Here is an 11,872-nt window from a genome sequence, read left to right as displayed (position 1 = left end):
CATGAGCCTGCAAGAGCGCAGCAACGAAGTTCCAGTCGTTCGAGCCACGCCCAATCTGCCGGTTGGCGGTGCAATTCTCGACGAGCATGGGCAAGAAGTCCTGATCACTGAAGCAATGGTTCAGGCCGCCTGCCAGGAATGCGACAAGAACTGGGTAACCCCGGAAAAATAAAACCGAACCTGACCAAATGTCTTGAAACCCGACCCTGAGTCGGGTTTTTTATGTCCCGCGTTTACCGGACGATCAGACCAGTACGGCCCCCAGCGCCTGCACGAGTTGCGCCAGCCCCCCGGACTCACCTTCCAAACGGACCTTCAGACCTTCGATTTCCCGACGTGGCGGGTAATGCTTGCGCAGGGCATCGAAGGCTAGGCGCTGACTGGCAGTGTCGCCGGTGAGGCTGCGCCGAAAATCTGCATCGTCACGCCGCGGGTCGTACACACCACGGCACAGCATGTTCAGTGCCCAGACCGGATCGCTTGCAGCATCAAGGCTGACCTGCGCCAGCCACGGCTTGGGCAGCAGATCGTCCAGTTTTATCACCGCAGGCTGCCCCAGGAAGGCACACAGCGCTTGATAGATCTGCGCAGTGCCACGTTGCCTGCCATCGAGGCTGTAACCGGCGATGTGCGGCGTACCCAGAACGCACAGGTCGGCCAGCGCCACGTTGACCTGCGGCTCACCTTCCCACACATCCAGCACGGCTTGCAGGTCTTCGCGCTCAAGCAGCACGTCGTGCAGCGCAGTGTTGTCCACCACGGCACCACGGCTGGCATTGATCAGCCAAGCGCCCTGCCTGAGTTGGCGCAAACGGGTTTCGTCGAGCAGGTGCCAGGTTGCCAACGCCCCGGTCTTGCTCAACGGCGTGTGCAGGCTGATGACGTCACAGCGCTGCAATATCTCGTCAAGGCTGACGAAGTCACCACCTTCGGCAGACTCGCGTGGCGGATCGCAGACCAGTACGTTCCAGCCAAGCGCCTTCAAGACATCGACCAGACGACCACCCACCTGCCCTGCACCGACCACACCGTAAGTACGTTGCGCGAGGTCGACGCCTTCGATTTCAGCCAGGGTCAGCAGGCTGCCGAGCACGTAATCCACCACGCCGCGCGCATTGCAGCCCGGTGCGCTGGCCCACTGGATACCGGCTTGCTGAAACCCGTCCAGATCCAGATGATCGGTGCCGATGGTGCAGGTGCCGACAAACCGCACCGGGCTGCCTTCGAGCAGCTCACGGGTTACGGGTGTCACGGAGCGCACCAGCAGGATGTCGGCGTTCGCCACCGCAGCGCGATCTATGGCGCGTCCCGGCAAGCGATGAATCTCACCGAAATGAGCGAAAAAAGCGTCGAGCAGGGGAATATTTTCGTCAGCAACAATGCGCATGGAAGACTCTCTGGGTCTGGCGAACAGGGACCGGTCCCCAGCGGGAACAGGTGCGTCGTGAACCGGCGCGGGTTGCAGCGATGTAACAATCAATCAGGCTTTTTGCGTATCCAGTACAGGAACGTGCCTTCTTCAGCCTGCTCCGCAACCAGCTCATGCCCAAGAAATACACAGAACTTCGGAATATCGCGGCGCGTGGACGGATCGGTCGCGATCACCTTGAGCAGGCCGCCCGCAGGCAAGTCACGCACCTTTTGATGCAGCATCATCACCGGTTCCGGACAGAACAGGCCGACAGCGTCCAGCACGGCGTCGACGGTGAGGTTTTCAATGGGCTCAGACATGGGGCACTCCAGAGGCGGGTGACGATTGTCGCTCAATTCAGTCGGTCAGGCCAAATACTGATGGTTGTACTGATGCCGAACGGCGGCGCGCAGCAAGACAGCAGACAGAAAAATGCCAGGCACATGGCCTGGCATTGATCGTGACCCAGACGACCGTCAGAACGGCAGTTTCATGCCCGGTGGCAACTGCATGCCTGCGGTCATGGAAGCGGTCTTGTCCTGGCTGGCCTGCTCGATCTTGCGCACAGCGTCGTTGACGGCGGCGGCGATTAGGTCTTCCAGCACTTCCTTGTCTTCCTGCATCAGGCTGTCATCCAGATTGATGCGCTTGACGTCGTGACGACCGGTCATCACGACGCTCACCAGGCCTGCGCCCGATTGACCGGTGACTTCCGCGTTGGCCAGTTCTTCCTGCATCTTGGCCATTTTTTCCTGCATTTGCTGCGCCTGCTTCATCAGGCCAGCCATGCCACCTTTCATCATGGGATATCTCCTCGAAAATGGATGGTTTGTTTGCGCGGCGCCAATGGCGCCCTGTGTTCAGTTATTGAGGCTGCACCGCAGGCGCGTCTACGGGCTGGATAGTATCTTCCCGGATAACAGCGCCAAACTGCTGCAACATCTGCTGGATATACGGGTCGGCCTGGATCGAGGCTTCGGCCTGACGCTGACGCTCGGCACGCAGTCGCGAAGCAGCCTGGGCAGGCGTTTCCTGCTCGGGCTTGATCAGCTCGATACTCAGATTGATCGTGCGACCATGATACTGGTTCAACGCATCGTTCAGGCGGCGCTGCTGGGTTGAGTTGAACAGGGCGCTGTGCGCCGGATCCAGGTGCAGCAGCCATTTATCGCCATCGACCGCCATCAAGGTGCAGTTGGCGGCAATGCTGCCGGTCATGCCGGAGATCGGCAGTTTGGGGAATACCTCCAGCCAGTCGGCAGCAAGGCCGGTGGCTGGTTTGGCGGCCGGAGCGGGCTCGGGCTCGACCGCTTCAAGCTCGACGACGCTCTCGTGGGCCAGTTCATCCAGATAGCTGTAGGACGCCGGGTCTATATCGATATCCGGCTCGACGTAATCGTCATCCGCTGGCGGCTCGTCATCCGCTGGCGGCTCGTCATCGCGCCCCATTGGGCCGGAATTCGAAGACATCGAATCCGGATTCATGGACAGATAGGCGGAATCAGGGATGGCTTCAAGCATCGCCGGTGTAACCTGCTGCTCGGCAACCGGCTGCGCAGGTTCCGCCTCCGGCGCATCTGGCACTGGGCTGGCGGGCGCAGGCGTCGGCATTGGGGTGAGGTCTGGCTGTTCGGAGACAGTCTCCAGAACCGGCTCGGCTACCGGTTCTGCAACAGTGCCAGTGTCAGGTGCGGATTCAGCGTTTTTTTCGGCAACCGGTGCCTTTGGCTCATTCCACGGCAGATCGACTTCTTCGACCGGCTCGGGCTGTGCTTGCGGCTGTGATTCTGGCTGTGCTGCGGGCTCAGCTCGTGCAGCAGCGGTCGGCATCGGGGCGGCGGCTGGCGGCAGCGCTTCGAAGGCCGGATCGGGCGCAGCCATCACCGGTGCTGTTGAAACTGCGGGAGCTACCGATGCAACAGGTGTCGCATCGGCCACTGCTTTTCGGGAATCAACCGTGGCCTGGCTGATCCCCACCGGCTTTAGCGGTTGCCTCGGCGCATCGTCGTTATCGGCCGGGCGGAATGCCAGCATGCGCAGCAGGACCATCTCGAAACCGCCACGCGGATCCGGGGCCAGCGGCAAGTCACGACGACCAATCAGACCCATCTGGTAATAGAACTGCACGTCTTCGGCAGGCAATGCCTGGGCCAGCGCCAACACCCGGTCGCGGTCGCCGTGCCCGTTGTCGACGCCTTCGGGCAACGCCTGGGCAATCGCCACGCGGTGCAGAACATTGAGAATTTCCGAGAGCACACCATTCCAGTCAGGCCCCTGCTCGGCCAGGTGGCGTACCGCCTCCAGCACACCGCGCGCGTCGCCTTCCAGCAACGCAGTCAGCACATCGAACACCTGACCATGATCCAGTGTGCCGAGCATGGCGCGCACATCGGCAGCCATGACCTTGCCTTCACCAAAGGCAATGGCCTGATCGGTCAGGCTCATCGCGTCACGCATCGAACCGTCGGCAGCGCGCCCGAGCAGCCACAGCGCATCGTCTTCGAACGGCACATTCTCGACGCCCAGCACGTGGGTCAGGTGCTCGACCACACGTTCTGGCGTCATGTTTTTCAGCGAGAACTGCAGGCAGCGCGACAGAATGGTCGCAGGCAGCTTCTGCGGATCGGTGGTAGCGAGGATGAACTTGACGTAGGGCGGCGGCTCTTCAAGCGTCTTGAGCAAGGCGTTGAACGAGTGACTGGAGAGCATGTGCACTTCGTCGATCAGGTAGACCTTGAAGCGACCGCGACTTGGCGCGTACTGCACGTTATCCAGCAGTTCGCGCGTGTCTTCGACCTTGGTGCGGCTGGCGGCGTCGATCTCGATCAGATCGACGAAACGGCCCTCGTCGATCTCCTTGCACACCGAGCAGGTGCCACAGGGCGTAGAGGTGATGCCGGTTTCGCAGTTCAGGCACTTGGCGATGATCCGCGCGATAGTGGTCTTGCCGACGCCTCGCGTGCCGGTGAACAAATAGGCATGGTGCAGGCGCTGGCTGTCCAGCGCGTTGATCAGGGCCTTCAACACATGAGCCTGGCCGACCATTTCGCGGAACGAGCGCGGACGCCATTTACGTGCAAGAACCTGATAACTCATTTAAAACCGTCGCAACTGGTAAGCGGAAGACCGCCAATGCTAGCCGAGCAGGGGCAAAATTGCATCTGGTGTCCGCCTCTATTGTGGCTAAGCTGAGCAAATGAATCCAATGACGCGCTTTAAACGGACTTTTGCAGAGCCACGGCTGCCTCGTGCAGCCGTGGCGTGCATGCTGTTGCTGTCGATGCAGACGGTGAGCGCGGCCAAAGGCACTCTGGACTTCGCGGTCAACGAAGGGTGGACCATGCCGATGATGCATATCACCGACTTTCGGCCCGAATCCGGCATTCTGTTCGACATCATGCAAAGCGTTGCGCACCATGTCGGCCTTGAAGCCAGGTACCACGTGATGCCGCGCCTGCGCATCCAGTCGGCGCTTGAGCGTGGCGAAGTAGACATGCATTGCTACAGCTCACAGGCGTGGTATCCCGATCTGTCCGGGGATTACCTCTGGAGCCTGCCGATTCTCTACCAACGCGACTGGCTGGTCGCTTCAGCCGAAACAGCTGCGGGTCCTTACCCGGAGCAGTTCGACAATGAAACCGTCGGCACGGTACTTGGCTACAACTACCCTGCCCTGCAGCATCTTTTCGATAATCATCAACTGATACGTGAAGACGCGCGCACACAGAACCAGACGCTCGGCAAGCTGATGGCTGGACGCTACAACTACGCCGTGTCCAACCAGTTGATCCTTGAATGGACCAATCGAAACCTGCCTGTCGGCAGAAGGCTGAAGCCCATATCGCTGGTTGCAGAGCAGCCTGCGGCCTGCCTGATACGCAACACCCCCGAGCTGCCGACAGGTAAAATCCTGCGCACACTGGTGCAAATGCGCCTGTCGGGCGAGATTCAGCAAATCATCGATCACTACACCGCGCCCACGCCCCCGTAACCCTTCATCTGCGGTGTAGCAATAGCGTCATATTCCGTCGTTACGCTCGCCTGAAATCTTTGGTAATACATTAACCAGCGCGAGTATTTGGCGATGAGCGACAGACCAGACGACGAAGACACCAACAACAACCCCAGCCGCCGTCGTTTTCTGGGCGGGATGGCTGCCTTGGGCGCAGGCGTCACGCTGAGCAGTTACGTTTCGGCCCACGAGAAACCGCCCGCCGACAACGACAAGCATCATCATCTTGCCGGGCCGGCGCTGGACCGGGCCTTGCGCGAAAACGTGAAGACCATTGTGGTGATCTACGCCGAGAACCGCAGCTTCAATAACCTGTTCGGCGATTTCCCCGGGGTCCAGAAGCCACTCTCCTCGCTCAGACCTTCCGACTATGAACAGCGCGACCGCGACGGCACGCTATTGTCCAAACTGCCGCCCGCCTGGGGTGGTGTGTTGCAGGTCGGGCCGCAAACCGTTGACGGCGTGACCTACCCGGCAGGCGAGCAGTTTCAGAAAGACCTGCCCAACGCTCCCTTCCCGCTCAAGGGGCCGAACGGCGAAGACCTGCCGCTGAGTCTGGTCACTCGCGACCTGTGGCACGTTTTCTATCAGAATCAGATGCAGATCAACGACGGCCGCAATGATCGATTCGTCGCCTGGGCCGACGCTGGCGGGCTGACCATGGGCAACTACGCACAGACTCAGTACTCGCTGCGCCTGTGGGACGTTGCTTCGGAATTCGTGCTGTGCGACAACTTCTTTCAGGGTGCATTCGGCGGCTCGTTCCTCAACCACCAGTACCTGATTTCAGCCACCGCGCCGATTTACCCCAACGCTGCCGAGTCTCCGGCCAAATCCCAGATCGCAACCCTGCAGAGCTTCAACCCGCAAGACCCGCGCCTCAAGCCACTGGACAAGTCGCCTGCCAGCGCAATGGAGGGGCCACCGCAGTTTGGCCCCAGCGCCATTACCCCGGACAACTACGCCGTCAACACCATGGCCCCGCCCTACTGGCCAACCTGGCTGCGCGACCCGCAGAACCCTGATTACTCGAAACCGGATCTGCCCAACGTGCTGGTTCCGCAAAGCCACGAACACATCGGCGACAAACTGTCGAAAAGAAATGTCGACTGGGCCTGGTACGCTGGGGCCTGGCAAGTGACGCTGGACGAGTTCAAGGACTCCACGGGAATCCCGAAAATCCCTAACTTTCAATACCATCACCAGCCGTTCAACTACTTCAAGCAACAGGGTCCGCAAAACCCTGAAGAACGCAAAAAACGTTTGCGTGACGGCGGCCTGGGTGACGAGTCGAGCACCAACCGCTTCCTCGCCGATGCCGAAGCCGGCAAGTTGCCCGCGGTGACCTTCTACAAGCCCCAGGGCAACCTGAACATGCACGCCGGTTATGCCGACGTGGCTGCGGGTGACCGGCACATAGACCGGGTGATCAAGGTGCTGCGCAAGAGCGCGCAATGGGACAACATGGTGATCGTCGTGACTGTGGACGAGAACGGCGGCTGGTGGGACCACGTCGCGCCGCCCAAAGGCGACCGCTTCGGCCCCGGCACGCGTATTCCGGCGCTGGTCATTTCACCCTTCGCCCGCAAAGGCAAGGTGGACCACACGGTCTACGACACGGCCTCGATTCTGCGCCTGATTACCCGTGTTCACGGCCTGGAAAAGCTCGACGGGCTTAAGCGCCGCGACGACGCCATGATCGCGCGCGGCCAGGCTCCCATGGGCGACCTGACCAACGCATTGCACTTTCCTGCCTGATTCCGTCGCTGTAGCGCTCAGATACTCGCGTCGGCTGCCTCCAGTGCAGTCGGACGCGACGTCTTGACCGGTGGCAGGGACGCCACATACACCGTGCGGGACGGGAACGCGAAACGCACATCCAGTTCGGCGAAGGCTTCCATGATGTCCAGATTGATCGCCTGCTGCACATCCATATAAACGTTGTAGCTGGGGTCGAGAACGATAAAGACGGTCTCGAACTCCAGTGACGTTTCGCCAAAACCACGGAAATGCGAGCGGTCGAAACGGGCGAGTTTCTGCGCGTTGATGATCGCTTCTACTTTCTTTGGCACTTCCCGTATCTGATCGACGGAACAGTCATAGGTCAGCCTGAATTCGAAGACAATCCGCCGCTCCTGCAAGCGTTTGTAGTTCTGAATGGTGTTGTTGATCATGTCGGCGTTGGCCATCACGATCTGCTCGCCGCCCAGGCTACGGATGCGCGTGGTCTTCAGACCGACATGTTCGACCGTACCGGACAGCGCGCCAACCACAATGAAATCGCCGACTTCGAAAGGCTTGTCCACTGCGATGGAAAGTGAGGCAAACACATCACCCAGAATGTTCTGCACCGCCAGCGCAACCGCAATACCGCCCACCCCGAGGCTGGCGACAAACGCGGTGATGTTGACCCCGACGTTCGACAACATCGCCATGACCACCGTGGCCCACAGCAACACTTTCGCGCCCCACAGGCTCAACGTTGCCAGCGCACTGCCCTGATAGGTGCCGCCAGCGTTGTGACGTACAAAGTAGCGCTGCAGCGCGAGCGCAATTGCCCGGTTCGCCCACAACCCGACCTGCAATGCAGCAACCACGAACCACAGACTGCTGACCCGCCCAAGCCAGCGCTCCGGCAGATCGAGCATGCCCACCCCGATCAGAATCGAAGCCAGCAGTAACAGTGTATTGCTGGTGCCCGACAGCACCTGCACCACGATGTAGCGCATATGCGTGCTGGGCGAATCAGGCCGCGAGCGCATCTTTCGGAGCACAAAACCGATAACCCCCCTGACCAGAATAAAACTCATGGTCGAGGCGAACACAGCGAGTATCCAGTTGGCGAGCGAAATGCCCAAAAATTGCGAGTCTGTGAAAAATCTGATGATGTCTCGTTCCATCCGGCCCCCGGCTCCACTGCTACGAGACGCCTGACCGAAAAGCCCGTGACACCCGCAGCGACCTGAATTGCCCCTTGCCGTAAAACGGTTTCAAGCGACGCGTAAGGGGTTAGGGGGTGTGTAGGAGTGAGGGTTCAGTTGAATTGGCTATTGATCGATCACCTGAACGCACACCGAGTTTTCACTGTTCGTCGAAACTGATCGGACAGCATGGAACCTCTCCTCAATGAGTTGCCACTCACGGCCCCGAGCGACGGGCTACCAAGCACCAAGCGTTCAAGCGGCCCAAAAGGCCAATTCGTGGTTAACACCACATTCAACCAGAGGAAAATATCCGTGACCTACGGCATTCGCGGCGGAGTTGGCACATCGGCTTACTACACCCAGCCCCAGCCTTTTGATGAGTTGAAGCTGAAGCCGGAACAGATTCAGGAAAAGACGGCAAAACTCATGGAGAAAGGGTATTTCACCGTTCCCATAGCAGAACCTACAAGACGTTTTTTGCATGAGCAAAGCAGTCTCAGTAACCCCGCCTGGAGACAGGAGACCGTTGGAAAGGTTATTGATTTGAAAGCAACCGACTACGAACGATCAACAACAGCCGTAGCGAAGGACATTGCAACCACTCTTACCGGGAAGCAACAACAATTGAGGCCTCATGAGTTCCAACTGCGAAGGGCCAAAAATCAGGGCGCAGACCAATGGCATCAGGATAAAGGGCCGAAAAAGGTCATCTGCATCGCCACCATCGAGGGTCGCGGCACCGAATACGTGAAGCGCGCAGAATCAGAAGGAATATTTGAAGCGGGGCATTTTGGGAAAATGACGCCTCTGGATGCCAGGGCTGTTGAGCAGAGAACCAAAGAAGCCAAGCAAGACCGCTTCTATTTCTTTGCGGGCAAAGGTATTTGCGAAGACAGCATTCCCAAACTGGTACACCGCTCGCCCCATCAGAGTGGTCGCTCCATCTTCCTGGCACGATGGCAGTAAGGCAGGCCACGCAGGATTAACCGCCGGATTGGAGACATCCGGCGGTTATCTCCGTGCCGGGCAAACTGTTTTTACAGACGCACGAAGTTCTCGCCAGCGCATGGCGCAGTCGAAACAGGAATAGGCTTTCATTTTTACGGGTAAGCCCCTTTCAGAAAAGGACCTTGAGATAGGTGGTGCCCCCACCAGCCACACCCCGGCACACAATGTTCCCGCTGTGGCTGCTTCCTTCCGGATCTGACCAGGTTCACGGGTAATCGTTGCGGGGGGACCGATGGGGTCACCATAACGACACTCACCAGTTGGCGAGCCGCGCCATTGTACCGGTCTGGCGTGAGTTTACAACCGTTGGTTCGGATAAAAATTTCGAGGGGGCTCAAGCACTTGTGTGCAGGGGCTGAAACGCAAAGCTGCATCGGTCGTTGATGTCACAAATCCTCGAAACACCCTTATTCGATCCTGTACCCTGCCCGCCTCAACAATAATCAGCCAGCAGGTTGCTCATGCAGACTCGATTGGTCGACTACCACGACCTCAACGCCTCTCAACGTCAACAGCTCGGACACCTTGAGGTGACGCAGGAGCAGACACAGTTCTCCGGTGATATTTACACCGCGCTCAATACTCTGCTGGTCAACCCCAGCCCGAATGTTTGCGGCTTTGTGCTGCTGGGCGACGACAAGCCGGTTGGTTTTTTCCTGCTCAAGCGTGGCGACTGTCTGCCGCACTGGGCTCAGGAGGAGCTGGCTGCGACGCTGCATGCGTTGCAAATAGATCATCGCGAACAGGGCAAGGGGCTAGGCAAAGCGTGCTTGCAGGCGTTGCCTGCGGCGCTACGCCTGAAGTGGCCAGACATCACGCATTTGATGCTCTCGGTAGATGCAGATAATAGCGCTGCTATCGGGCTTTATTCAGGTCAGGGCTGGGTGGACACAGGAGAGGCTTACCGCGGAAGGATCGGTTTTGAGCGCAGGCTGGTGCTGACACTTTGATACGAAGTTTGAGCACGCGCCTGACATCCAGCGATGTCAGGCGCTGTCTGGGTTACTGAGCCTGCAACACCTCGTCGGCCTTGCCACCCGCATCCTGAATCACCAAGTGGATAAAATGCAGCTTGGCGATTACCGCAGGAGGCAGCACGAACGGATAGAAGTCCGGCTGACCCATACTGCGTGACAGCTCGTTGAGCATGCTGGCCAGTTCGATCCAGGCGTTGACGAACGACAGGAACGCCGGGCCGCCTGGGTGCTGTGGATCGTAGAGCACTTCCAGCGGGAATGGCTGGTAGTCCAGCTCCATGTCGCGGGCGCTCATGCCAAAACCCAAGGCAGTGTCAACCGCGTCCATCATGTGCAGATAGTGAGCCCAGGTTTCGGCCCAGTCTTCCCACGGGTGCATGGTGGCGTAAGCACTGACAAAGCTTTCCTGCCAGTTGTCGGGCGCGCCGTTTTTATAGTGGTGATCAAGCGCATCGGCGTAGCTGGCGCGCTCGTCGCCGAACAGATTGCGGCAACCGTCCTGCCAGTGGGTATTGGCGATCAGTCGATCCCAGTAATAATGGCCAACTTCATGGCGGAAATGGCCGAGCAAGGTGCGGTAGGGTTCGTGCATCTGCACGCGCATCGCTTCGCGGTGAGCGTCGTCGGCCTCCTCGATGTTCAGGGTGATCAGGCCATTGGCGTGGCCAGTGGTCGGCAGCTTGCCTTCCAGATCGACACCGACAAAGTCAAAGGCCAGGCCGGCTTCTTCATCGACGCTCTTGGGGATGACCTGCAGCCCCAGGGAAATCAGCTGCGCAACCAGACGACGCTTGGCGGTCTCGACCTTGCGCCAGCGCTCACCGTTTTCGGCGATGGACAGGTCGGGAATGGTGCGATTGAGGCTGCACGCAACGCAAAACTCACCGGCGTTGTGCTCCGGAAACAGCCAGTTACAGGCTGCCGGGGTATCGAGGTTGGCGCAACGTCGATACAGACCAGCACCCGGCTCGTCGCTCAGGCGCCAGGTAGGCTCAGGCCCCGCTTCAAGCGTAGCCACGCGGCCCTGCTCGGGCAGGTAACCCAGCGCAGCCGAACAGGCCAGGCATTGGGAATTGGGGAAAAACACCGACTGGCCGCATGTGCACTGCCAGACCTTGCTGTTACGTTTGGATTCGCCGACAAATGGGGCGGTAATGCGTGAACTCAATTGCTCGAAAAAGCGATACATGGCGATCTCCCGTTGGCCTTGCATGGACTAGATCATGCCTAAGCTTCAGGGGTTCAAAATATTATCGAACGGTGGGGACGGATAGCGTCGACGGCGTTTGCGTGGGCGAAAACGGTGCGTCGCACGGTAGTTGGGATTATCGTTCCGCACGCTCCAGCGTGGGAATGCCGTGCGTGACGCTCTGCGTCACAGATCTACGCCGCACCATCACACTCAAGACTGGACGCAGAGCGTCCAGAATGGCATGCGACGCGGAGCGTCTCACGATGATCAAGACATGCCTAAGCAGAGCATCTGCACGGTAGTTGGGATTATCGTTCCGCACGCTCCAGCGTGGGAATGCAGTGCGTG

Annotated in this window: 11 protein-coding genes and 1 other RNA gene; 5 read left to right on the top strand and 7 right to left on the bottom strand. The window is 59.3% G+C overall.

The genetic code is table 11. From position 1 onward, the window contains the following. The first annotated feature begins 1 nt into the window (after position 1). A complete protein-coding gene (locus RYC18_RS20450) occupies positions 2–172 on the top strand; it encodes a PA1571 family protein (RefSeq protein WP_002552821.1) in 171 nt (56 codons plus the stop codon). A gap of 72 nt (positions 173–244) precedes the next feature. Here RYC18_RS20450 and pdxB read toward each other — a convergent pair whose 3' ends face one another. The 4 genes from pdxB to dnaX form a co-directional block, all read right to left on the bottom strand. Further along, the gene (pdxB, locus tag RYC18_RS20445) at positions 245–1,387 is read right to left on the bottom strand and encodes a 4-phosphoerythronate dehydrogenase PdxB (RefSeq protein ID WP_005744333.1); all 1,143 of its coding nucleotides are present in this window, start codon (positions 1,385–1,387) and stop codon (positions 245–247) included. Between the two features lie 89 nt (positions 1,388–1,476). Next, positions 1,477–1,731, bottom strand: coding sequence for a sulfurtransferase TusA (gene tusA, locus RYC18_RS20440; RefSeq protein WP_002552819.1), 255 nt, complete (start codon positions 1,729–1,731; stop codon positions 1,477–1,479). 156 nt (positions 1,732–1,887) lie between these two features. After that, positions 1,888–2,214 (bottom strand): YbaB/EbfC family nucleoid-associated protein, encoded by a 327-nt coding sequence (locus RYC18_RS20435; protein ID WP_002552818.1) that lies wholly within the window; start codon positions 2,212–2,214, stop codon positions 1,888–1,890. A gap of 61 nt (positions 2,215–2,275) precedes the next feature. After that, positions 2,276–4,507 carry a DNA polymerase III subunit gamma/tau gene (gene dnaX / locus RYC18_RS20430; protein ID WP_316886668.1) on the bottom strand — a complete coding sequence of 744 codons (2,232 nt, stop codon included), beginning with the start codon at positions 4,505–4,507 and terminating at the stop codon, positions 2,276–2,278. Between the two features lie 109 nt (positions 4,508–4,616). On the opposite strand from dnaX, the gene RYC18_RS20425 reads away from it, so the two are divergent. Both RYC18_RS20425 and RYC18_RS20420 read left to right on the top strand, forming a co-directional pair. Continuing rightward, positions 4,617–5,402, top strand: coding sequence for an ABC transporter substrate-binding protein (locus RYC18_RS20425; protein ID WP_316886667.1), 786 nt, complete (start codon positions 4,617–4,619; stop codon positions 5,400–5,402). 93 nt (positions 5,403–5,495) lie between these two features. After that, positions 5,496–7,181 carry an acid phosphatase gene (locus RYC18_RS20420; protein WP_005782947.1) on the top strand — a complete coding sequence of 562 codons (1,686 nt, stop codon included), beginning with the start codon at positions 5,496–5,498 and terminating at the stop codon, positions 7,179–7,181. Between the two features lie 17 nt (positions 7,182–7,198). Here RYC18_RS20420 and RYC18_RS20415 read toward each other — a convergent pair whose 3' ends face one another. Then, on the bottom strand, positions 7,199–8,323 hold the full coding sequence (locus RYC18_RS20415; RefSeq protein WP_005782945.1) for a mechanosensitive ion channel family protein: 1,125 nt from the start codon (positions 8,321–8,323) through the stop codon (positions 7,199–7,201). Positions 8,324–8,659: 336 nt separating this feature from the next. Between RYC18_RS20415 and RYC18_RS20410 the strand changes: the two genes are divergently transcribed. After that, positions 8,660–9,313, top strand: coding sequence for a DUF1826 domain-containing protein (locus tag RYC18_RS20410; protein WP_005744329.1), 654 nt, complete (start codon positions 8,660–8,662; stop codon positions 9,311–9,313). A 180-nt stretch (positions 9,314–9,493) separates the two neighbouring features. Here RYC18_RS20410 and ffs read toward each other — a convergent pair. Next, positions 9,494–9,590, bottom strand: an RNA gene (ffs, locus tag RYC18_RS20405) — signal recognition particle sRNA small type. A 226-nt stretch (positions 9,591–9,816) separates the two neighbouring features. Between ffs and RYC18_RS20400 the strand changes: the two genes are divergently transcribed. Further along, the gene (locus RYC18_RS20400) at positions 9,817–10,305 is read left to right on the top strand and encodes a GNAT family N-acetyltransferase (protein WP_005782942.1); all 489 of its coding nucleotides are present in this window, start codon (positions 9,817–9,819) and stop codon (positions 10,303–10,305) included. A gap of 52 nt (positions 10,306–10,357) precedes the next feature. On the opposite strand, the gene RYC18_RS20395 is transcribed toward RYC18_RS20400, so the two are convergent. Further along, positions 10,358–11,521, bottom strand: a complete 1,164-nt coding sequence (locus RYC18_RS20395) for a putative zinc-binding metallopeptidase (RefSeq protein WP_005731470.1) — start codon at positions 11,519–11,521, stop codon at positions 10,358–10,360. Between the last annotated feature and the right edge of the window lie 351 nt (positions 11,522–11,872).

The sequence above is a fragment of the Pseudomonas syringae group sp. 247E2 genome, from assembly GCF_032587795.1.
GTDB classification, from domain to species: domain Bacteria; phylum Pseudomonadota; class Gammaproteobacteria; order Pseudomonadales; family Pseudomonadaceae; genus Aquipseudomonas; species Aquipseudomonas amygdali.
This window is presented reverse-complemented; position numbering and strand designations above follow the sequence as displayed.